The following is a 23,669-nucleotide window of genomic DNA, read 5'->3' as shown; positions in this document are numbered from 1 at the left end:
AAAATGGCGACGTTTTCTCTACACCTCCACCTTTGCCAAAAACTTATAACAGTGCATTTCTTGCCCTCTCTTTAAGCGATATCAACGCAACTAATAGGAGCGTAGAATCCATTGGCTTTGCTGCATCCAATTCAACCATCGTCGAAAACAGGGAGCTAGCCAATGAACTGCCCGCTTACCCCAAATATCAAAGCACCACCTATTTAACGGACTTACGCCGCGAGTCAGCGCTATTTATCGATATCCCTTATGAACGCACAAGCCTAACCGTGAGAGATATTAACGACAGCGATATTGACCGATCTGAGCCAATCAACGCTTATGCTTCAGCCTCTACGCCCGACTCTTTCTTAAGTAGGGAAGGCAACATATTGGAAGCACGTACATTAAGCCCATCTCAACCGGGTGATGTGACTGATACAAAAGATGTCGCGTGGCAATACGAACCTATTTTCGCCAAGCTCTACCAAGTAAACGAATATGAACCAGACTCGGTTTACTCACCTGTCGAGGAAGAGGAAGATATTGATTATGGAAACGAACCAACTTGGCTAACTGGTGGCAACTTTAGCAAAGCCGCGAACTACATTGTCAAAAATCCAAATACTGAAGATGAAGAATTAGGAGACCAGATCGAAGATATCAATCTTTTTTCATGGGAAGTACACGCTCAGCAAACACCTAGCACTTTTTCCACCAGCTTACTTAATGGCAAAAGCTACGGAGTAATATCCTTCTCTCAGAAGCTCAATGATACAGATAAAATAATAGAAATCTTTGGCGAAACAATGATTTGGAATGCATCTGGTAGTTTTTTCAGCCTGGAGCAGCCTATTAATAACCCCCACTATAGAAGCCATACCCTAGCTCGTCTCGCCAACAACAACTCACAGTCATTGACAACGCAAAGAGGAATTATTGAGGACTCACGCAGATTCTTTAGTGAACTGAGCGAAGTATCAGACCCAAGCAGCGAGACAGGCATTTCAGAGGTAAATAGAGGTATATTGAAGCTCGATGGTGGTCTCGAAGCACCTATTGGTCACGCGACAGAAAGCGGAAGTCATTTTGCGTTTTCCTTCAACACCTCTGATACAACTGTGACTACTGATCGTGGGACAGGAATTATTCTCGGCGTTGAGCTAGAGGAAGTAAGCAGCCCAATCTTTCCCGATACCGACGATGTAATACAGTTTACCTATCATATACAAGGTAATAGCATGACTATTTTGGACGAAACAAACAGTCTACAAAATCTGAACGGATCAACTCTGCATATTACCGATAGACTAAATGCAGGTTCAAGCAATGACTGTCATGCCACACTGCAATTATCGAGAATCTACGTTACTCATACCCTGACCAGCAACCCAGAGACGAACTCCCTCAGCTCTCCGAATCAAGACTCTCAAGCGTCGGTAGAAAGTGACACTTGCCGTGTTACCTTTAACGAGATTGAAATTAGCTTTGCTGATGTGTTGGGGCAAGCTTTAACATTAAAGGGATTTATATCAAAATCTGACGACAGCGCGACTCCAGGGAATCTCCTAACTTTATTATGGCTACAGGAAAACAGCATTGGTTTAGTACTTGCTGGCAAAGATCAGATATTAAAACCAGGCTTCGAATAAAGCCTGGTCGAGAGTAAAATGAAAGACGATATAAACGAAAAAAAGCTAACTAGTAAAATCAAATCTGCCTTCAGCTCCCTTTCTCAGGAAGCTATTACTCACGCACTAATTTTGTATTACACCCTACGCGAACCAAACACTCCAGCATGGGTAAAAACGGTTATTCTCGGAACGCTCGGCTACTTCATTAGCCTTATTGACGGGATTCCTGACTTAACCCCCGTTCTTGGCTACACCGATGACATATCTGTAATGGCTGCGGCAATCGCCACGCTGTCTCGATACATCACACCTGAAATCAAAGCGAAAGCTAAACATAAAACTGATGCTTTCTTTCCAGCTAAAAAAACTGATCAAAAGAAGACTTCAACTGAAGCGCCACCCGATAAACCAGAACAGTAAGCATGAGCACTATCCTCCCACCTATTGCCACCACCTTATTTGCACTATACAGCCAGATTAAATAGATAATGCAGCACCATATTTACATGCGTACGCTGTAATCTTGTACTTGTAGGTGTCTCTCGATAAAATTTTACTAAAATACTATGAGGGGTATATATGCTCAGCTTTCTTCCTGGCCCAGTTAAAGGGGCTATTATTCTGATTTTAGTTATTCTGAACACTTTGCTCTGGATGCCTATTTTAGTCGTTGGCGCTCTGCTTAAGATCATCATTCCCATCAATATCGTCAAAAAAATTGTGACTAAAACCCTTATTGCCTGTGCAACAAACTGGGTTTCTATGAACAACTTTTTTATGGCAATGTTTCTGAAGGTTGAGTGGGATTTTACCAGTGTTGAAGGGCTAACAAAAAATGATTGGTACTTTGTAAATTGTAATCATCAATCTTGGTCAGATATTCCAATCACTCAAAAAATCTTGAACCGCAAAATCCCTATGCTTAAGTTCTTCCTTAAAAAAGAACTTATCTGGGTACCGATTATTGGCATCTGCTGGTGGGCTTTGGACTTCCCTTTCATGAAGCGCTCCACTCCAGCACAAATAAAGAAAGATCCATCACTTGCCGGTAAAGATCTGGAAACCACACAAAAGGCTTGTGAGAAGTTTAAAACAACGCCAGTATCAGTATTTAACTTCCTCGAAGGTACTCGTTTCACACCGGAAAAGCATGCGCGCCAAGAGTCCCCATTCACAAACCTGCTAAAGCCTAAAGCGGGTGGAGCAGCTTTTGTTCTAGGCAGTATGGGCTCTCAAATGAATACCATGCTGGATCTTACAATTGTTTACCACGATAAAGATATCGGACCGTGGGATCTCTTCTGTGGTCGTATTTCGAAAGTAACCGTCCATATTAACAAAATAGAAATACCTAAAGAGTTCTTAGGTAAAGACTATAGTAGCGACCCTGAGTTTAAAGCAGCTTTTCAAGCTTGGTTAAATACACTTTGGGAAAATAAAGATCAGCTAATTACGGATATTAAAACACGTAATAATATCAACTAACGGTAGGAATAAATCCGAACTCATATCAGCCCGAAACAATCATCTTGCTTCGGGCTTTTTTGTGCCTCTTAGCCTGACCGGCAGCCCGGCATTTAAAGCATCCATAATTAAGCCCGGACAGGCCGGGCTATATCAAGCATTCATAGCCTAGAGTGTGAGATAAACACCTAGATAGCCAACAACACCTAATACCACAGTATATGGCAAGGCCATAACCACCATCTTGCCATATGATAAACGCACCAATGGCGCTATCGCAGAGGTCAACAAGAACAAGAAGGCCGCCTGACCATTTGGCGTTGCAACACTAGGTAGGTTTGTTCCGGTATTAATCGCTATGGCAAGCTTTTCAAAATGCTCGCGACTAATAGAACCGGCATCAAAGGCACTCTTCACTTCATCGATATAAACAGTCGCAACAAAGACATTATCACTAATCATCGACAGTACTCCATTCGCAATGAAGAACATGCCAGGCTGGGCACTTTCATCAAGCGACAGAACATAGTTAATCACACCCGAAAATAAGTGCAGCTCATGAATTACACCGACAATCGTGAAAAAGACAACGAGTAAAGCTGTAAACGGTAATGCCTCTTCAAACGCTTTACCAATTTGATGCTCTTCATTGATCCCAGTAAAGACAGTTGCAAGAATAATGACTGTTAAACCAATTAGCCCTACCGCAGCCAAATGCAAAGCTAGTGATACGCATAACAGTACTGCCACTGCACCTTGAGCAATCAACTTAGCTTTAAATTCCGGGGTCATTTTAGCCTTCTCTTCCTGATCAAAGTTTTCTAGAATCTTCCGAACCGAGCCTGGAATCTTAGCCCCGTAGTCAAATTTTTTGGTTTTCTCTAACAGAATACAAGTAAGCAAGCCAAAAAACAGAACCGGCATTGTAATCGGTGCCATTTGCAAGAAAAACTCTACGAAGTCCCAACCCAGTTTTTCAGAAATTAGTAGATTCTGAGGCTCACCCACCTGTGTACAGACACCACCCAAGGCAGTCCCTACAGCACCATGCATCATCAAGCTACGTAAGAATGCTCGAAACTGGGCAAGGGCCTGACGATGATCCTCATGAACGTCATCATCATCTCCATGGTCATGATCAATATGATGAAACTTCTTGCCCGACGCGACTTTGTGGTAGACAGAGTAAAAACCGACACAGACACTGATAATGACTGCGGTAACAGTTAAAGCATCGAGAAAAGCTGACAAAACAGCTGAAGCAACACAAAAGACTAAGGACAATTGCGTCTTCGATCGAATACCAAGAATGATTTTGGTAAATACGATGAGCAGCATACTCTTCATAAAATAAATCCCCGCCACCATGAAGATCAGCAACAGAATAACCTGCAAGTTATTCTCAAGTTCATGATAAACCGTCTCGGGCGACACCATACCTATCAGCACGGCTTCCAGCGCTAGCAAGCCACCCGGCTGCAATGGATAACACTTTAATGCCATCGCCAAGGTAAAAATGAACTGCACTATCAATAGCCATCCCGCAACATAAGGCGCAAGGGTAAACAAGATAGGATTAAAGACTAAAAATGCAATAATTGCGTTCTTGTACCAACTGGGCGTGTTGCCCAAAAAGTTTTTATAAAAAGCCTGCGATAAACTTCTGGCCATTCTAACTTCCTAAATCTCAGGGCTACAAGATTGGTATTTCATAGGGTGCTGAAATACGTCCTAATACGTAGCGAACTGCAACTCACTGAGTCAATGCGGATAATTAACTACTTGATGTAACAGACATAAAAAAGAGGGGTTTCCGCAATAAACACTGTGTCGTGCTTACTGCGGTAACTTTCAGTGCCCGTTTCCGGGGCGGCGGGGATTGTACGCTAAAAAACTAGCAAGTCCTATTCAACTTTAATGAAAAAATAAATATCTACATTGATATCGTTATCATCATCTTTATAACGAACCTGGTATTCAGACTCCCCCACGGCATCAAAGGTCACTAAGCCCGAACTAGAGATGTCAGCAGCCTCACCTGAAAGCGCAGTTCCGATCACCGACCAACTAGTTTCTTCCTCATCAGCCAGATCAACAATCCCTTCATCCCCTTTAGTATCAACGGTATAGAGTTTTAGCTGCGCCTCGCCGTCTTCCAGATCCAGTTCAATAGTGTCATCATCGTTATAGCTGTCATTCCCATACTTTACACGAAGCGATACCACCTCAACCGCTGCCTCTACATCTACCGCAAGTAAGGCTGACTGCAGCTCTCCTGAGCCTCCGGGGTCACAAGTAGCACTCACATTGCTAGACCCTTCAAGCAGTAGTTCAGCCAAGCCAGTGTCGGTATCAGAGAATGCCAGAATTGTTATATCAGAAGACCCCCATTGGACGTTTTCAGTTATATCAACGGGGTCTGAGCCATAATCACCCAGCGCTGAAAATTGACTACTTTCTTCCGCATAGAGCATTTCATCAGCAGAGCTGACGGAAATACTAGTCAGACCTCCCGCCACGACTGAAACTGTCACCCCTTCACTATCAATATCATCCTGGCTTGCTATGATTTGCGCATCATCAATAGACAAACCAGAGAGGACTCCTTTATCTTCTCTCGAGCCATCAGACAGCGCTACATCACCAACATAAATAACCGAGCTATCACTGACACTCCAGCTTACTTTATCCGAAATGTCTGCCTCATCACCGTCACTATATGTTCCCCTTGCAAGCAGTTGTTGCGAGGATGTTTGACATACTGGAAGGCTCGCAGGTTGATTACTGACGGCTATCGAGACCAAGGGTGCATCGGAAGAGCGCAATGCCTTAGTCGCCGAAAGGTCGGCAAGCCGTGCTATTACATCCGCCGTACCGTTAGATTTACCTGTCGCCACACCATTACTATTCACCGATATAATCGAAGAGTCTGAACTCGACCAGCTTACCGAACTTGTAATATCAATCTGGCTGGCACCGCCATCAACATTTCCCAAGGCTGTGAATGTCTCGGTCTCCCCTTCACGCACGCGATCATTCGAGGAAACAATAGAAATAGAGGTCAAATTCTTAGTGTTGACTTCAACGGCTTGAATATAAGTTTGCTCATTACCCACACCACAAGCTGTTAAGACAAAGCTAACTAAAAGTAAAACAGCCCGTGTCATCTTTTTTACTGAACACATATTAAGTCCTTTTTAACTAGAAACTTTGGCGTAAGCCCAAGCTCACACCATCCAGAGAGAGGTGATCCTCATCATAATAACGAAGGCCCTGAATATTGATAAAGGTCTCACTCGAACCCAAACGAAATTCAGCACCACCACCGTAGACAACGCCATGATACAACTCTCTATCTACGGGGCTGGAGGCGCTGCGGGTCATTTCCAGTTCAGACATGCCATAGCCAAGCAAGATAAACAATTTCCCACCGTTCTCAGCCTCTGGAGACTCGAAACGACCCAATATCCCAACCGAAGATACGAGACTCATATCAATACCAATATCGTCTCCCTCAGTGACACCTTGTGCGGCATAAACTTCAAGCCCTACTTGAGGCTCCAAATATAATCCCGCTCTCAGACCAGCTCCAGAGATATCGAACTCCGCTTCGCCACTTTGTTCATTACCAATAGTATTTATCAGGTAGTGGGCATCCAGCCCGGCATAATATTTAGGTTTATCTTCTGCAAAAGCGATACTGCTTAGAGCAAGTAAACATATACTCCCCCCAATGCATTTCTTTAAATTCATTCTCGTCTTCCCTTATCCATACCTTAAATAATGGTTTCCTAGCTTATCAAACTAGCGAGCAATCTTATCCTAATTTTTCGTTAAGCCAGAACAATAAAAATTTATCTACCACTAAGGTGATATTGTTTTTTTGAACTACATTGATACAGGCCCCAATCCTTATCAACTAATGGACGGTAATAAACATGAACCATCAAGAACAAATACAACCTCAATGGAAGCTAATTATCGGCTTCGCGCTAGCTTTGCTGATCACAGTTGGCTCGCTATTATCTGGTAGTGGGGCTATCGGCATATCCGGTAGTATTATCGCGCTTATCCTGGTGACCGCCATCGCATTCATTAACATCCATAACACACAGAACAATCTGGGCGCCCCAATCTCTCAGGTGAAGCATTTAGTCGATGAAATTTCCATGGGGAACTTTTCGAACGCTTCAGAAAATACTGGTGCGAAGAACAATAGCCTAGCCTCCAAGCTACAGGCTTTAGCTTATAGCCAACAGGAAAAACAAAACGAAATAGAGGCTTCTCAAGCCTCCACTCAGCGGATTATCTCTGCCTTAAACGTCTGCAACACCAATGTCATGATGGCCGATGATGACTACAACATTGTCTATATGAATGACTCCGTAAAGGAAATGATGCAAAGTGCTGAAGCAGACTTAAAAGTGGTACTTCCCAACTTTAATGCTCAAGCACTTATGGGAGAGAGTATTGATGTCTTCCATAAAAATCCGGCTCACCAACGGAGTATGCTAGAAGGCTTGCAAACTCAATATAACGGAAAAATCCAAGTTGGCACTCGAACATTCAGTTTGATAGCCACACCAATCTTTGATGATGAACACCAACGACTCGGCACCGTCGTCGAGTGGGATGATCAAACCGCGCAGCTAGCCAAGGAACAGGCTGAAGCTCAGTTGGCAGCAGACAATACGCGAATCAAACTAGCGCTAGATGTGTGTAGCACCAACGTCATGATGGCCGACGCTGAGTTCAATATCATTTATATGAATGAATCAGTACAAGAAATGATGAAAACTGCGGAAAGCGACTTGAAAGCAGAGCTTTCTCGCTTCGACGCCGATAACCTGATTGGCAACAATATCGACATCTTCCATAAGAATCCAGCGCATCAACGCAGCATGCTTGAGAAGCTCACCAGCACTTACCAAACCAACATTACGGTTGGGCCACGCACATTTAACTTAATCGCGACCCCTATTTTTGCTGAAAACAAAGAACGAATCGGTACTGTCGTTGAATGGAATGACCGAACAGAAGCGCTTGCTCAAGAAACAAAAGCCAAACAACTCGCCGAGGAAAATGCAGGCGTTAGACTGGCTCTCGATGTTTGTAATACCAATGTGATGATGGCCGATGCAAATTACAACATCAATTATATGAACAAAGCAGTACAGAATATGATGCGCGTAGCTGAGGCAGACTTACGCAAAGTGCTGCCAAACTTTGATGCCAATAACCTTGTTGGCAACAACATCGATGTTTTCCACAAAAACCCTGCACACCAACGCAGTATGCTTGAGCGTCTGACCAGTACATATCAAACTGAAATTAAGGTCGGTGTACGTACCTTTGGCCTAACTGCGACACCTATATATGGCGAAGACCAAACTCGCTTGGGTACCGTCGTTGAATGGTCAGATAGAACTGATGAGGTTGCGCTAGAAGGTGAAATTAACAGTTTGATAAATGCCGCCAACGATGGAGACCTTCGACAACGAATTGACCTAACCGGTAAAAGTGGCTTCTTCGAAAACCTCAGTAATGGTTTGAACTCTCTAATGGACAAGACATCCGAGTTTGTCAGTGAAGTCGGCGTGATATTTGAAGCAATGTCTGAAGGTGATCTCACCAAGAGTATCGAAAACAATTACAAGGGCGAGTTACTTGCCATCAAAAACAATGCAAATAACAGCGTTACCAAACTAAGTGAAGTGCTAACACGCATTCAAATCGCCTCAGAAACGGTTCGCACTTCTTCACAAGAAGTCGCGGAAGGCTCCGATGACTTAAGTCGACGAACCGAATCGCAAGCCAGCTCACTGGAAGAAACCGCTTCCAGCATGGAGCAAATTACAGCCACCGTAAAACAAACGTCGGAAAATGCCTCCGAGTCAAACACTATGGCAAGCGATGCGAAGGGTAAAGCGGAGCAAGGCGGTGAAGTTGTTCAAGGTGCCGTTAGTGCGATGCGTGAAATAATGGAATCTAGCAACAAGATCAACGACATTATCGGCGTGATCGATGAAATTGCCTTCCAGACCAACCTCCTCGCCTTGAATGCTGCGGTTGAAGCCGCAAGAGCTGGTGAGCAAGGCCGTGGCTTTGCTGTCGTTGCTGGAGAGGTTCGTACCTTATCGCAACGTTCTGCTGCCGCGGCGAAGGAAATCAAAGACTTGATTCGTGACAGTGTAAACAAGGTAGAATCCGGCTCAGCCATGGTTAACCAGTCTGGGCAAATGCTCAATGACATCGTCCAGTCAGTTGATCGCGTTGCCAAGATGATCAATGACGTCAACACTGCAGCAATCGAACAAAATAGCGGTATCAGTCAAATCAATCAGGCCGTTGCGCAAATGGACGAAATGACTCAGCAGAACGCGGCTTTGGTTGAGCAAACCTCTGCTGCAAGCCGTTCAATGTCTGAAGAAGCGAGCAACATGAATCGCCTGATTGCCTTCTTCCGCTTAGATGCTTCGCAGAGCTCGCATAGTTCTTCTCCCTCCTTCGCTTCAGCTCCGTCAACACCTGCAGCAAGTTACAGTGCACCAGAACCAACTAAAGAACCTGTCATCACCTACCAGGCAAGCAGTGCTGCGCAAGAGGATAACGGTGCAGCTTCGTTTTCAGAAGACGATGAGTGGGAAGACTTCTAAAAACACTTGATATCACGCATACTCAAAAAGACCGGTATATTTCCGGTCTTTTTTTTCGACTTTAGTAAACTGGATTTACAATTGTAAATGTATAGCTATATGGATATTCAACTGCCTCTCGAATTACTTCCAAGCTTTTCTGTCTACACACTGCTAGTCAGCTTATTGCTCAAGCCCGGCAAGCCACCTAGCCTACTTCTAAGCTTACCCTTGCTCGCAATCTTGCTGATTACAAGCTGGCTAACGCAAGTTATCGATTGGCGAACTGCTGCTTTCCTTGTTTTCGCCACGCTGATCATTAGTCAGGTTCAATCAAAGCATTTACCAATAAAAACCTTCGCCTGGATATTTTTAAGCCTTGTGCCCTTGATGCTAGCCTTACACCTTGTTCCCGGCTTTACTAAAACCACGGTCTTCGGCCCGGCCTTACTTGGTAACTCAAGCATTCCTTACACCCTAAGTGCTCACCTTGATAAAGCCTTGGGCGCAGTATTAATCTTATTTTGCTTTCGCTACTGGGTCAGCAATACGAGCCCTTCAAACCTGAAGAACGAAACCAACATAAAGCCCGAGCTATTCGCCAAGCTCGGCTTCGCTATGTTTGGGATTTTTCTGATCGGCTACATTTTGGGCGTCAATACAGATTTTAAATTCGGCCAGCTGACTTTGGCCTTTATTTTTATTAATCTGTTTGTGACCTGCATCGCTGAAGAAGCGTTCTTCAGGCTAATCATTCAGCGCTTTATATTCCTAAAATCGTCTACAGCCAGCGCCGCCATCATTGGCTCATCCCTTCTGTTCACTCTTGCTCACTTCCATACAGGGCCCGGGGCGATAGAGAGGCTCAGCCTAATCTTTGCCGCGGGTTTACTCTACGCATGGAGTTACCAGCGAAGCAATTCTCTGCTACTTGCTATCCTGCTTCACTTTAGCATTAACCTGATTCACTTTAGCTTCTTCGTTTATCCTGCCTCTTTTACTCATTGATGACTAAGCACGCACTAAATTCTATTGGCAATAAGGCCACTTTCTTTCGAAAGCAGCCTTCTCTTAAGTCACTTGCGATTAGTGTAGGTCAGGTACAACACCCACCTGAGGCATTTCTGCCAAACCAATGTCTCTGGCATGTTCTTCAAACCCTTTGTTCTTCCAGAAGAAAGCCCCTGGCATGGTTGTAGGTACAACCAATACATAGAAGAGTGCACGACCAACTAACAACATAATGATCATGCCAAGCCCCGCAGCGATACCAATCAGTGCAGCTGAAATACCGGTAGGCGCCCAGATAAAGAAGACTGCAGAGATAAGCAAGCCAAGCACTAAGCTGACGTTTCTCGCCAAGTAAGTATTGCCAAACGTCGTCCACTGAATGTAGTGCGCTGCTGCGCCCTCTCCCTGTTCAGTATTCAGGTAACGAGCATGAGCAACAAGACCTATTGACTCAACCAGCAAGCCAATAAAGACCAGACCAGACAAGACACTCAGAAGTGGTGCAAAGCTTAAATCTTGAAGCGAATAAGCAATACAAGCAAACACGGCAAAAACAATTCCGCCGACACTAAACATACTGCCAAAGAAGCTGGTCAATACCTGCCAATGATTCCAGAACGGGCGAGCTTTAATTCGATAGATACAGTGCATGAAGTACAAACCTATCAAAGCAGAGATCACCGCAAAACCACCCGCAATAGATATCAGCAAATCTAGGATACCCAACTGCAACCATTCATTGATCGCAGACAACACGGTATAGCCACATAGGCCCGCGAAGAACATGGCTATACCCAAGGCTTCCCGACTAAGTGGTGACCAACGCAAGTTATTAAACCCACGGTAGAAACGCAAAGGCTTACCCAAGTGCAGCGTAGAAAGGAATAAACCCAAGGCCTGAACAAAAATCATCGCACCCAATAATGGATACTTCATCGCACTTTGATCTAAAAATGCAAAGGCTTCAGGGAAGATAGACGGCCCCAACAGCAAAATCATAAAGGCACCGATCACTGCTTGAGTCGACAAGGTGAACATAACCAAAGGATTTTCTCGCGAACTTAGACGCTTCAAATTCCAAGATCGCTCTTTACCTGCTTTCTCATCTACAACTGAACGATAACTTCCATCTTCTTGCTTATGGTACTTGAGAGGCTGAACATCTGTTCGCGTCATCTCTTCCGGTAGAGTTTTGATCTGCTGGAAACGAATATTAGGTTGCGTAATTGATGGGTCAGGGAAGCCAGGGATACTCGCCTCAGTCTGCTCTCTATTTTCTGGCGTATCTTCAATAACACCAAAGTTCAATGCATTACCCAAACAGGCCGACACACAGGCTGGCTTCAAGCCTACTTCTAAGCGGTCAACACACATATTACACTTCGATACCTGACCTTTAACCGGGTCAAGCTGTGGTGCGTTATAAGGACAAACCCAAGTACAGTAACCACAACCAAAGCAGGTATCAGGATCCTGGAGTACCGCACCATATTCAGTATGCTTGGTATAAGCCTTTGTTGGACAGCCCTTCAAACAAACCGGGTCGTCACAATGGTTACACGCCATTGATATGTTCATGCGCTTATAGTCAGGGTAGGAACCCCCTTCTACATAACCAACCGAGCGGAAAGCCAAGTGAGCCGGATTTTCATTCTTTTCACTACAAGCGGCTTCGCAGGCATGGCAACCGATACAGTTGTCAGCGGTAAAGTGAAATCCGTGCTGCTTGTTTCGATTAGGGTTGCAACCTACAGAGGGGTTTTCATTGATCTGCATCGATCGCCCCTGCTCGAACGCGCCTTCGGTCAGATCCAATAAGTCAATCTTCTGCCCATAGCGGTTTTCTTCGCTTTCGTTCTTCTTCACCTTAGGATCATACAGCTTTGCATAGCCTTGCTCGTTATCCCTGAAGGTAAAAGTCGGTCTTTCGTTGGTGTTCTTTTCTTCGTTCGGCACACCGATCTGGTCCAAGCGGTCACGAACTTTTACTAATAAATTCAGCATATTAATATCCTCTTCGCTCAGCATTTAATTGACCAGCCACCGACTGGTCGACCGGTTCTATCTTGATCGCACACTGCTTAAAGGCAGGTTGCCTTGAGTGTGGGTCAAGCAAACCAAGCGAGACACGATTAACACAATCATGAAAGTGAAAAGGAATGAAAACCATATTTCTAGGAACTCTCTGCGTTAGCTGTACCATCACCACGGCATCACCGCGGCGCGAAACAATTCTCACATACGATTGATGCGCTACGCCTAACTCTGCAGCTGCGTCAGGGTTCATTTCCATGTAGGGGGTTGGGCTGAACTTATTCAGGTTACCCAACTTCCCGGTCTTAGTTCGGGTATGGAAGTGCTCCACTACCCGGCCACTATTCATCCAGAAGGGGTACTTGTCGCAAGGTGTTTCATTATTCTCGATATACGGCAAAGGAATCAGGTTCGCCTTCTTGCTCTTAGTCTGGAACTTACCGTCCGTATACAAACGAGGGTCGCCCTTGCCACTGTCATTTCCTTCGCGATAAGGCCACTGAATCCCTCTGGCTTCTTCCAGTATTTCATGCGTCATACCTGAAATATCTAAGGTTCTGCCATCACCTTTCGATAGCTGGCGCATTTCTTCAAAGGCCTCTGCCGTGGTATCAGGGAAGTTAATCTTCTGGCCATTCTCAAAACGCTTGGCCATTTCGTTAAAGATCCAGAAATCCGGCTTAGAGTTGGCATAAGGCTCAACCACTTTACGCACTAGGTTTACACGACGCTCCGTATTAGTGAAGCAACCTTCCTTTTCTGCCCAAACTGAACCCGGAAGATAGACATGAGAATATTGATTGGTTTCAACGTCACGGTAACTATCCTGAACAACCAAGAACTCCAGTTTTTCAAGCGTCTTACGAATTCGAGAGGTTTGCGGCATCGAGGTCATTGGGTTAGTCGCGATCAACCACAAGGCTTTAATCTGGCCCGTTTCAATTGCCGGGAAGATATCGGTTTGTTGCATCCCACGCTTAGTCGGGAAGAAGTCAGCATCGATACCCCAAAAATCTGCAATTTCCTGGCGGTGCTCTTCATTTTCCAAAGCCCTGTATCCTGGTAAGCCAGAACAAGAAGACCATTCACGCGTCCCCATAGCATTACACTGACCTGTAATAGACAAGCTGGTACCACCTGGCTTACCGATATTTCCGGTAATCAGGTTCAAGTTATTGATACCGACAACGCCGTCTGAACCATGAGTGCTCTGGTTAATCCCCATCGTCCAAATACTCATTGCAGCACCGGCTTTCGCATACAAGCGCGCGACATTACGAATCGTATCTTCATCAATACCACATATTTTTGAAGCACTGACCGGGTCGTAGTCCTTAACCAATGCTTCAACTTCTTCTATGCCCTGGGTGTTTGCATTGATGTAGTCTCGGTCTTCAAGACTTTCAGCCAAGATCACATGCATCAAACTATTCTGGAGCACCACATCGGTGCCAGGCGTGATGGGTAAGTGAATATCAGCAAATTGCGCCAACATGGTTACACGAGGGTCAACAACAATTACCGGGAATTTTCGCTTCTCTAAGGCCTCTTTAAGTCGCCAATAGATAATCGGGTGTTGCTCAGGCAGGTTTGAGCCCCAGGCAATTAAGCACTCCGTATGCTCAAAGTCCTCATAACAACCAGGAGGTCCGTCAGAACCAAAAGAGCGCTTATAGCCTGAAACGGCAGAAGCCATGCAAAGCGTCGTATTACCATCATAATGATTGGTACCAATACAACCTCGCACCAATTTACCCAAAGTATAAAATTCTTCAGTGAAGATCTGCCCAGTCGAGACGACAGCGACAGAATCTTTGCCGTACTTTTCCTGGATTCGCTTGAATTCAGCGGCCGTCTTATCGAGCGCTTGGTCCCAGCTGGCAGGCTTAAAGTCTTGATAGAATTTGTCGCGCATCAGAGGTTGACCACCGCGGCCCTCTGAATCAAATAGTTGGTGCTCAAAAATACCTTTAATACATAGCTTCCCACGATTTACATCTGCCCCGGTATCACCACGGGTTCCTACCGCTTTTCCATCCTCATCGATACCGACTTCAATCGAGCAACCAGTCGAGCAATAACCACAGGTGGTGTACTTCCATTCCTTAACAGGTTTTTCTACTATCTTGATAGGCTTTCTGTCTTTTCGACCAAACAACATAAACAAACACTCTCTCAATAATGAGCACCAATGCCGTGCAATACCTGAGCAATTTACTCAAGAATTGCACCAAGCTAGCGCAACATTTCTATAAGTCATTGATTTATAGATTAATAATTTTAGTAGCTGGAGTGATTTGCAATTAGCGAGCCAAGTTGTTGTCTAAATGATATCAGGGAAATTGCTGTCGATTTTACTGCTGGATCTGGCGGAGTGTTTTGTAGACAGAGCGGCCGTCCCAGGCTCGCTAGAGGGCTAGCAAGGGGGCAGATTCTGCGAGAGGTGGAACCGTTTGCCTACGGATTCGAGAAAAACCATACTTGTAGGCAGAGCCTTCCACGGCTCGCTGGCGGGCTAGCAAGGGTCAGGTTCTGCGAGGGGTTTCCCCCTCTGCCTACAGTAGCGTTGATTGCTTACTTGTTCAGTCGTTCATCAACCAATTTGGCGACCACTGAAGGATCGGCCAAGGTAGAGATATCCCCCAAGCTATCATGCTCGTTCGCGGCTATCTTGCGCAAAATACGGCGCATGATTTTACCAGAACGGGTCTTTGGCAACGCCGGTGCCCACTGTATGATATCCGGTGTCGCGACAGGGCCAATCTCTTTTCTCACCCATTGCTTCAAGGTGTCTTTGAGCGCGTCATTTAGGTCAATGTCATGGTCATGCATCATACTGACATAGACATAAATACCTTGGCCTTTAATATCGTGAGGGTAGCCAACAACAGCGGCTTCGGCAACATCTGGGTGAGCCACTAATGCACTTTCGATTTCAGCGGTGCCCATTCTGTGCCCCGAAATATTCAAGACATCATCAACACGACCGGTAATCCAGTAATAACCATCTTCATCGCGACGCGCACCATCACCTGTGAAGTACATACCTTCATAGGTACTAAAGTAGGTCTGGATAAAGCGTTCATGGTCGCCGTAGACAGTACGCATCTGCCCAGGCCAGCTATCCAGCATAACTAAATTACCTTCAGCTGCACCTTCCAGAATATTGCCTTCATTGTCGACAATCGCAGGTTTAACACCGAATAGAGGGCGTGTCGCCGAGCCAGGCTTTAATTCCGTGGCGCCAGGCAAAGGAGAAATCAGCACCCCACCCGTCTCGGTCTGCCACCAAGTATCGACAATCGGGCACTTTTCTTTACCTACTACACGGTGATACCAGTCCCAGGCTTCTGGGTTGATTGGTTCACCCACGCTTCCCAGCAAACGCAAGCTTGATAGGTCGCATTTTTCAACATAGGCATCGCCTTCTGCCATCAAGGCTCGAATTGCGGTCGGCGCAGTGTAGATAACGTTAATCTTATGCTTTTCAACAATCTGCCAAAAACGCGAAAAATCAGGGTAGTTCGGCACACCTTCATACATAACATTCACAGCACCATTCGCTAGCGGCCCATAAAGCATGTAAGTGTGGCCGGTGATCCAACCAAAATCAGCTGTACACCAGTAAACATCATTTTCCTGATAATCAAAAACAACTTCATGCGTCAGCGAGGCATAGACCATGTAACCGCCAGTCGTATGAAGAACACCTTTAGGCTTACCCGTCGAACCAGAGGTATAAAGCATAAAGAGCGGGTCTTCGGCATTCATTGGCTCAGGTTCACACTCACTCGAAGCACCTGCCAAAAGTTCATGATACCAAAGGTCTCGACCCTCGACCCAATTAACATCATTGCCGGTGCGTTTTAACACAAAGACATTTTCAACCGTCGTGACCGCATCGGTTTCAATCGCTGCATCGACATTTTTCTTTAGAGGAATCGCTTTGGCACCACGTACGCCTTCATCAGCCGTCACGACCCATTTCGCTGCACCGTCAGCGATACGAGCAGCCAAGGCTTCAGGAGAAAAACCACCAAACACAACAGAATGAATGGCACCAATACGAGCACAGGCCAACATCGCTACAGCAGTTTCAGGAACATTAGGCATATAGATAGTGACAATGTCGCCCTTTTTTACACCTGTTTGTCGCATGGCGTTGGCAAACTTACACGTTTCTTCGTACAGCTCTCGATAGGAAATATGCTTAGAAGAATCTAGCTCATCTCCCTCAAAGATAACTGCAGTCTGTTCACCACGCTCAGCCAAGTGGCGATCTAGACAATTTACCGAAGCATTCAAGACACCGTCGTAATACCAGCGAATATGCAAATCATTAGAAGAAAACGATACATCTTTTACCTGGGAATAAGGTTTGATCCATTCAAGGCGCTTTCCCTGCTCTGCCCAGAACGATTCATTGTCATCCTGCGACTGCTGATAAAGCGCTTGATAACGGTCTTGATCGATATTAGTGCGGGCTTTAGCCTGCGCGTGAATGGGATAAACTTTTTGATTACTCATGAGATGTCTCCGGTCCTTGTAGAGCCTCACTATTCAGAGTCTCTTTTTATTCTTTATGAGTCACCGGAAGAGTCGACTAAAGACGCATACTTGATTGATTCTAATAAACTTTCCAGTGGTATATCTTCAGCTGAGGAGCGAATTGCTCGCGCTAGAACTTGTTGATCACCAAAACCAGAAGCGTCATAACGGGCTTTGGATTGTCTGAGCTTTATCGACTGGCGGTATTCATCCAAACCGATGCGTTCATAATCAGACAATAACAATTGTTTTTGTTCTTCACTCAACTGATCAGGATCCAGAGAATGCAGCAAGCTATGAAGAAGGTCAACTGCTGCATTGCCCAGACGATCACCAAAACTGTAAATACACCCAGACAACAAAGTCACCATCTGTTCGGGTGTTGTATTTTTATCGCTAAAGAAGTTATTTAAACGAAGCCGTAGATCGACCCATGCATCTTCAGAATGCTCTGATAGCGGCTCCTCTACTAGCTCTGCTTTTTGCTCAACATAACGTTCAACGCTAGCTTCAACGCCGGAATCCAAAGCATTGTCTTCAACATGGATCTCTGATTCAGGAGACAAGTCGCCTTGAGCTTCCCGAACTTGGTCAAGCAAGGTTTGTTCATAACTCGAGACCGCTCTTTTATTCCCCTGGGATTGCTCTCCTGCCGAGCTAAAGCTTGCCATTTGCTCACGCAGCTTATCAAAAGAGCCCGGTTTATGAAGAGACGTCGTTTTTCTTGTCGAAGCCGCTTGTTTGGCCGCGATGCTTTTCTGTGGGCGAGCGACTTGTCGCTCTACTACTTTTTGCCAATAGGCGCTAAAGGCCAAACGCGGAACGCCTGTCTGGCTAAACAGGTCATCTATTTTTTCTGCTAAGCGATAAAAACAACGAGCGGAAGGATCGGTTTTAGGATAAAGCGCAACAGGACGCTGCAAGCTGACTGCCGCTCGCATGCTTTCATCCATCCATACCGAGCCCAGGTATTCTGTATTCAGGTCCAGATACTTACTAACGGCTTGTGAAAAGCGCTGAAAGACCTTCTTAGCTTGCGCCGCATTAGAGACCATATTGACAACAATCTGAACCTTTCGTCGATAACCGCGGCGTTTGAGCACCTTAAGCAGAGAGAACGCATCAGTTAAAGAGGTTGGCTCGGGGGTCACCACAACGACAGCAACTTGAGACGCGGCAATAAAATGAAGAACGGTTGGAGAAATACCCGCGGCTGTGTCGACCATCATATAGTCATAATGAGGCTCAATTGCACGAATAGAAGTCACCAGCCTTTGTTGCTGCCCGACATCCAACTCAACACACTGAGCGAAACCCGATGCTCCTGGAATGACCTGGATACCCTCGGGCCCTTCGAGCACGATATCCTGAATCGACTTTTCACCCGTGAACAAATGCTCCAGCGTATAGGCGGGATAGAGCCCCAACATGATATTGGTATTAGCTAAGCCGGTATCACCATCTAGCAAGCACACTTTGGAGCCGCTTTTTGACAAAGCAATCGCCAGATTAATTGAAACACTCGTCTTACCTACACCACCTTTTCCGCCAGTGATCGCGATTACACGGGGTATTTTATTCTTGTCTAGCATCACCGCAAAAAGGCCTTTCAAGGTAACAGTTTTAATACTAAATTCAGTGCGCTTGCCCTGCAGGCAATACGTTTTAGGTTCAAACAAACACATTACCATGCGCACATCATGAACTCGCCCATTCTACCGACTTTAAGATAGATAAAACACCAAATCACGCACAACAACCAAGTAGTATTTTTCTAGTAGCAAATCTCACTTTTAAACAATTACTTAAAAAAAGTGCAATAAATGTTTAATTTGTATAGAGTATTGTCTAATATATGCTCAATAATAACGTTCTTTAAAAGACGATTTTTTATCATAAAAAGCCATGACTACAGACAACACACAACAAATAATGAACGAATTGAAGGTAAATAAGCTACCTTCTCTTCCTCATGTATTGGTTGAAATGCTGGAAGCTTGTCAGGAAGACGGCGCAACCTTTCAGCGAATGTCACAAATAATTAGTCATGATGCTGCGATCACCGCACGCGTTATATCCCTGGCAAATTCGTCGTTCTACAATCGCGGAACCGAAATAAAAAGTATTGAGCGCGCTCTACTTGTTTTGGGTACCGATACAATCAAGACGATTGTTATCACTGCGGCGGTACAACAATTCTTCTCGGGCTTTAAGAGTCAACACCTCGTTTTTTTGAAACAGTTCTGGAAGCACTCTCTGAGCACAGCTTTAATTGCAAAAGCATTAGCGATCCTGACCAGCTACCCTAATCCTGATGAAGCCTATCTGACTGCATTGCTTCACAACATCGGGGAGGTGGTTCTCGACAGTCACTTTCCACAAGAGTATGCAGAACTTCGTAGTAAGCCAGAGGTTCTTACTCATAAGCTCTGTAAATTTGAGCAAGAAGCATTTTCAGTTGACCATACTCAAATAGGAGCATGGCTCGCAAAAGAGTGGAACTTAAGTAGCTTTGCTGTTGATGCGATTGAGTTCCATCACGCCGAGCCTGAATCTATTCAGGATGCTCATCACCTGGTTAAGCTCATATACCTTTCAAGCCAGTTAGGCACTTTTCAGCAGGATTATTTCTCAGGCGACAGTTTCGCAGACTTGGGTTACCAATTATTTGAACTAAACAGCGCACTACTAAAAGAAATTGTCTTTAAAGTCGAAGGCGATGTTAAAGAAATGGCCAAGACTCTAAATATCGAAATAGACATTCAAGCCGACATAGATAGTGAAAACGATAAAAAAGCCCAAGTAAAGCTGGCCGAGCAAGTCCGAAAGATTGGTCTTATCCAGAATGTTAGCACTGAACTGAGTCACGCCCAAAACCGAGATGAGCTAGGAAGGTCACTACGCACGAGCCTTGAGCTACTTTTTGGTTTTAGCCAAAGCGAAGTCTACTGGTTTAACCCCGAATCTAAAGAGCTCGTTTCAGGCCAGGCACATGGCGACAATGAAGTACCTATTAAAGTGAAACTAAGTAATGAGCGCAGCCTAGTCGCGCAGTCAGCCGCAAGAAACCAGGTAATGTGCTCACTTGACCACAATATTGAGGCCTCAAGCTCAGCCAATGACTCAAACAACTTATCAGTTGTCGATCAGCAGATAACTAGGGGACTCAATAGCACGGGTATTGTTTGCTGTCCGATTCGGACTCATGAAGACTTATTTTGCGTATTGGTGATTGCCTGTGAACACTCTCTGAGCCAAAGCTCACACCAAATACGTTTATTAAAGTACTTTACCGAGGAAATGGCCCAGGCTTGCAGTAAGACCACGGAAAAAATTACACGCATTGAGAGCGATGCCAGCACTGAAGCTATGGCACAGCGAGCCAGGGAAATAGCCCACGAAGCCAACAACCCCTTAAACATCATTAATAACTATTTGGTCTCTTTGTCTAACAAACTAACGGGGCCTGCAGAAAGTTACGAGCAACACGAGCTAGCTGAAGAGCTTGATATTGTCAGAGAAGAACTAAATAGAACAAGTCAGATTATTTTACGTTTACGCGACCTAAAACAAGAAGCCGTCGAAACACAGTCCGGCGTCGACATTAATACCGAAATCAAGAATCTTTGCACCTTATATGAGCATTCTTTATTCGTCTTGCACGACACTTCCTATCAGCTAGACTTAGATCAGGACTTGAAGCGAATCGGCACGAAAAGGAACCAGTTCAAGCAAATCATTACAAATCTGATTAAAAACGCCTCGGAAGCAATGCCTGAAGGCGGCATTATTTTTATCAGCACGGCAGCCAATATCAACCTTAATGGCCAGGGTTACGTAGAAATCCTGATCAAGGACCAAGGCCCAGGCCTGCCAGAAGAAATAGCAAAAAGCCTTTTTAAACCTGTTACCTCAACAAAAGGTGACGGACACTCAGGCTTGGGCCTGAGTATTACCAAAAACCTCGTCAGGGATGCTAAAGGTACCATTAGTTGTAGAAGCAACGAAAAAGGAACGACGTTTCAAATCTTTCTTCCTCAAGAAAGCCTATAGTCCATGTGTATGGAAGCGACTATAGGAGAGGAATATGGAGCAGTAATGAACGTAGTGATTACGTAGTGGTCAAGAGTTAGCATGAAAATACAAAAAACAGAGCAGAATCTAAGTCTGCAAACTGAACAAGCCTGCATTCTTATCGTCGACGATGAGTATCGCCTACTTAAAAGTCTTGAGAACCTTCTACTCAACAAAGGCTATCAAGTTGTTTGCGCACATGGTGGCCTGCAGGCCTGTGAAAAGCTATCATCAGAAGACTTTGATCTAGTTCTTCTTGATCTGAATATGGCTGATCTCAATGGTCATCAAGTGATGGACTTTATCACTCAAAAAGAAATCGATGTTGCAACAATTGTTGTCAGCGGCGAGTCTTCTTTTTCTGCGGTAAGCAAAGCTTTACGACGTGGCGCGTATGATTACTTGCGTAAGCCCTATGACCCTGAAGAACTGCTTTCTACCATGGAAAGCGCCCTGCAGAAGGTGATGCTTGAAAAAGCACACCACGCTATGCAATCGAGACTACAAAAATCTGAAGAACTTCACCGCTACATCGTTAACAGTTCTCCTGATATCGTTTTCATGCTCGACAAAAGTGGTCGATTCACTTTTCTGAACAACAAAGTAGAAAGCATTCTTGGTTATAAGAAAACAGACTTAATCGGCCGAAACTACCTGGATATTATTGAAGAGAATGACCTGGAGCGTGCCAGCTATCTATTTGAGGAACAGTTCGGTAAAAAACAGGATACCTGGTCTTCAGAGTTGCGCCTGAAAGCTAAAAAATCAGACCATACAGCGCGCTATTTTGAAGTCACTTTCTTCCCTATTGAGCGTAAAGTAAGAACCTCAGTTACAGACATTTCCGGAAAAAAGAAAACGCTTACCAAAGTGATTGGCACCTATGGAACAGCTCGTGACATTACCGAGCGAAAAGAAGCCGAAGAGTTTATTAACTTTCAGGCCTATCACGACCTTCTTACACGCCTCCCGAACAGAGCGCTGTTTAAAGACCGTCTAAACATCTCTATCGCGCAGGCCAAACGAAACAAGAATCATGTCGCCGTCATGTTCCTGGATCTGGATCGCTTTAAAGTGGTCAACGATACTTTGGGGCACGCTATGGGCGACCGCTTATTGCAGTCTGTGGCCCTTCGCCTTGAAAGCTGCGTCAGAAAGTGTGATACCTTATCTCGTTTTGGTGGAGATGAATTCACCCTACTTCTGCCATCAATTTCTTCGCCTGAAGATGCCAGAACCATTGCCAAGAAAGTCATTTCAACACTCAAAGCCCCTTTCGACCTGGGTGAGCATGAAGTATTTGTCGGCGTAAGTATTGGTATTGCCGTCTACCCTAATGGCGGGAACACGGTTGACCAGCTCATCCAAAATGCCGATGTTGCTATGTACCATGTAAAGGGACGCGGTAAAGATGGTTACCAGTACTACAGCGAAGATATGGCCATCCACACCTCAAATCGTTTGAGCCTGGAAAGAGACCTTAGAAACGCACTGGAACGTAACCAGTTCAAAGTTTATTATCAGCCTCAAATTTCTGCCAAGACAGGTAAGACCATCGGTGTTGAAGCGCTGGTAAGATGGCAGCATCCTGAGCGTGGTCTAATCTATCCTGGCGAGTTTATTCCTTTAGCCGAAGAAACCCGACTAATGTCTGATATTAGCGACTGGGTACTGCATTCGGCCTGTAAAGAAATTAAATCCTGGATCGACAGCGGCCAAAGTGACATTCGCTTATCAGTAAACTTCTCACCTCTCCAGGTTGAACACCCGCGCTTTGTACAGCGTTTACTATCCAGCTTGCGCCAGGCAGATTTCCCGCCCGGAAATCTCGAAATCGAGCTCACTGAAAATGTTATTATGAACGACCTTGAGAATATGACTCAAAAACTCAGACAACTCTCTGAGCATGGCGTCACCATTGCCATTGACGACTTTGGCACGGGTTATTCATCACTGAACTATATTCATAAACTGCCTATTCATACTTTGAAAGTAGACCAGTCCTTCATCAAGGATATTGAAGATACACACGATGATGCCTGCATCGTTAATGCTATTGTATCCATGGCCCACGGCCTGAAACTCAATATTGTTGCCGAAGGCGTCGAAACCGAGACTCAACTAAGTTACCTAAAGTCTTTGGGCTGCCAGGAGATTCAAGGCTTCTATTTTGGTAGAGCCGTTCCAGGCCGTGACGCACTTGAACAGATTAACAACAATGCGAGCCAGCTTATTGAGATATAAGCTGGCCTTTTTCCTCAGAACATCCATAATAATGCAAAGCCTTATA

General features: G+C 45.0%; 14 protein-coding genes. 7 read left to right on the top strand and 7 right to left on the bottom strand.

Features of this window, described 5'->3' with window-relative positions:
* The 3 genes from A3763_RS28230 to A3763_RS05300 form a co-directional block, all read left to right on the top strand.
* A partial coding sequence (locus tag A3763_RS28230) for a hypothetical protein (RefSeq protein WP_197482785.1) occupies positions 1–1,631 on the top strand: 1,631 nt, incomplete at its 5' end.
* An 18-nt stretch (positions 1,632–1,649) separates the two neighbouring features.
* Positions 1,650–2,033, top strand: coding sequence for a YkvA family protein (locus A3763_RS05305; RefSeq protein ID WP_068507569.1), 384 nt, complete (start codon positions 1,650–1,652; stop codon positions 2,031–2,033).
* Positions 2,034–2,192: 159 nt separating this feature from the next.
* Positions 2,193–3,098, top strand: a complete 906-nt coding sequence (locus tag A3763_RS05300; RefSeq protein ID WP_068509953.1) for an acyltransferase — start codon at positions 2,193–2,195, stop codon at positions 3,096–3,098.
* Positions 3,099–3,245: 147 nt separating this feature from the next.
* Here A3763_RS05300 and nhaB read toward each other — a convergent pair whose 3' ends face one another.
* From nhaB to A3763_RS05285, 3 genes are all read right to left on the bottom strand, one after another.
* Positions 3,246–4,748 carry a sodium/proton antiporter NhaB gene (nhaB, locus tag A3763_RS05295; protein ID WP_068633105.1) on the bottom strand — a complete coding sequence of 501 codons (1,503 nt, stop codon included), beginning with the start codon at positions 4,746–4,748 and terminating at the stop codon, positions 3,246–3,248.
* A gap of 233 nt (positions 4,749–4,981) precedes the next feature.
* Positions 4,982–6,262 carry an Ig-like domain-containing protein gene (locus A3763_RS05290; RefSeq protein WP_068509950.1) on the bottom strand — a complete coding sequence of 427 codons (1,281 nt, stop codon included), beginning with the start codon at positions 6,260–6,262 and terminating at the stop codon, positions 4,982–4,984.
* A 16-nt stretch (positions 6,263–6,278) separates the two neighbouring features.
* Positions 6,279–6,830, bottom strand: coding sequence for an outer membrane beta-barrel protein (locus A3763_RS05285; protein ID WP_068509584.1), 552 nt, complete (start codon positions 6,828–6,830; stop codon positions 6,279–6,281).
* 185 nt (positions 6,831–7,015) lie between these two features.
* Between A3763_RS05285 and A3763_RS05280 the strand changes: the two genes are divergently transcribed.
* Both A3763_RS05280 and A3763_RS05275 read left to right on the top strand, forming a co-directional pair.
* The gene (locus A3763_RS05280) at positions 7,016–9,733 is read left to right on the top strand and encodes a methyl-accepting chemotaxis protein (RefSeq protein WP_068633103.1); all 2,718 of its coding nucleotides are present in this window, start codon (positions 7,016–7,018) and stop codon (positions 9,731–9,733) included.
* A 99-nt stretch (positions 9,734–9,832) separates the two neighbouring features.
* Positions 9,833–10,720: a CPBP family intramembrane glutamic endopeptidase gene (locus A3763_RS05275; protein ID WP_197475500.1), complete on the top strand. Its 888-nt coding sequence runs from the start codon at positions 9,833–9,835 to the stop codon at positions 10,718–10,720.
* 78 nt (positions 10,721–10,798) lie between these two features.
* Here A3763_RS05275 and A3763_RS05270 read toward each other — a convergent pair whose 3' ends face one another.
* The 4 genes from A3763_RS05270 to A3763_RS05255 form a co-directional block, all read right to left on the bottom strand.
* Positions 10,799–12,727, bottom strand: a complete 1,929-nt coding sequence (locus A3763_RS05270; RefSeq protein ID WP_068633107.1) for a DmsC/YnfH family molybdoenzyme membrane anchor subunit — start codon at positions 12,725–12,727, stop codon at positions 10,799–10,801.
* Position 12,728: 1 nt separating this feature from the next.
* Positions 12,729–14,918: a molybdopterin oxidoreductase family protein gene (locus A3763_RS05265; protein WP_068633098.1), complete on the bottom strand. Its 2,190-nt coding sequence runs from the start codon at positions 14,916–14,918 to the stop codon at positions 12,729–12,731.
* Positions 14,919–15,331: 413 nt separating this feature from the next.
* Positions 15,332–17,284, bottom strand: coding sequence for an acetate--CoA ligase (gene acs / locus A3763_RS05260; protein WP_068509939.1), 1,953 nt, complete (start codon positions 17,282–17,284; stop codon positions 15,332–15,334).
* A gap of 53 nt (positions 17,285–17,337) precedes the next feature.
* The gene (locus A3763_RS05255; protein ID WP_197470091.1) at positions 17,338–18,984 is read right to left on the bottom strand and encodes a P-loop NTPase; all 1,647 of its coding nucleotides are present in this window, start codon (positions 18,982–18,984) and stop codon (positions 17,338–17,340) included.
* Between the two features lie 226 nt (positions 18,985–19,210).
* Between A3763_RS05255 and A3763_RS05250 the strand changes: the two genes are divergently transcribed.
* Together A3763_RS05250 and A3763_RS05245 are read left to right on the top strand one after the other, a co-directional pair.
* Positions 19,211–21,358: an HDOD domain-containing protein gene (locus tag A3763_RS05250; RefSeq protein WP_068642366.1), complete on the top strand. Its 2,148-nt coding sequence runs from the start codon at positions 19,211–19,213 to the stop codon at positions 21,356–21,358.
* A gap of 81 nt (positions 21,359–21,439) precedes the next feature.
* The gene (locus A3763_RS05245; RefSeq protein ID WP_068514704.1) at positions 21,440–23,623 is read left to right on the top strand and encodes an EAL domain-containing protein; all 2,184 of its coding nucleotides are present in this window, start codon (positions 21,440–21,442) and stop codon (positions 23,621–23,623) included.
* The last annotated feature ends 46 nt before the right edge of the window (positions 23,624–23,669 follow it).

The organism is Oleiphilus sp. HI0128 (assembly GCF_001635365.1).
Note: the sequence above shows the minus strand (reverse complement) of the source record. Positions and strands in the feature narration are given on the sequence as shown.

Bases quoted from the DNA above. Each gene is read 5' to 3' on its own strand.
- acs (WP_068509939.1), bottom strand. From the start codon at position 17,284: ATGAGTAATCAAAAAGTTTATCCCATTCACGCGCAGGCTAAAGCCCGC.
- A3763_RS05280 (WP_068633103.1), top strand. From the start codon at position 7,016: ATGAACCATCAAGAACAAATACAACCTCAATGGAAGCTAATTATCGGC.
- nhaB (WP_068633105.1), bottom strand. From the start codon at position 4,748: ATGGCCAGAAGTTTATCGCAGGCTTTTTATAAAAACTTTTTGGGCAAC.
- A3763_RS05305 (WP_068507569.1), top strand. From the start codon at position 1,650: ATGAAAGACGATATAAACGAAAAAAAGCTAACTAGTAAAATCAAATCT.
- A3763_RS05285 (WP_068509584.1), bottom strand. From the start codon at position 6,830: ATGAATTTAAAGAAATGCATTGGGGGGAGTATATGTTTACTTGCTCTA.
- A3763_RS05270 (WP_068633107.1), bottom strand. From the start codon at position 12,727: ATGCTGAATTTATTAGTAAAAGTTCGTGACCGCTTGGACCAGATCGGT.
- A3763_RS05290 (WP_068509950.1), bottom strand. From the start codon at position 6,262: ATGTGTTCAGTAAAAAAGATGACACGGGCTGTTTTACTTTTAGTTAGC.
- A3763_RS05265 (WP_068633098.1), bottom strand. From the start codon at position 14,918: ATGTTGTTTGGTCGAAAAGACAGAAAGCCTATCAAGATAGTAGAAAAA.
- A3763_RS05250 (WP_068642366.1), top strand. From the start codon at position 19,211: ATGACTACAGACAACACACAACAAATAATGAACGAATTGAAGGTAAAT.
- A3763_RS05275 (WP_197475500.1), top strand. From the start codon at position 9,833: ATGGATATTCAACTGCCTCTCGAATTACTTCCAAGCTTTTCTGTCTAC.
- A3763_RS05300 (WP_068509953.1), top strand. From the start codon at position 2,193: ATGCTCAGCTTTCTTCCTGGCCCAGTTAAAGGGGCTATTATTCTGATT.
- A3763_RS05245 (WP_068514704.1), top strand. From the start codon at position 21,440: ATGAAAATACAAAAAACAGAGCAGAATCTAAGTCTGCAAACTGAACAA.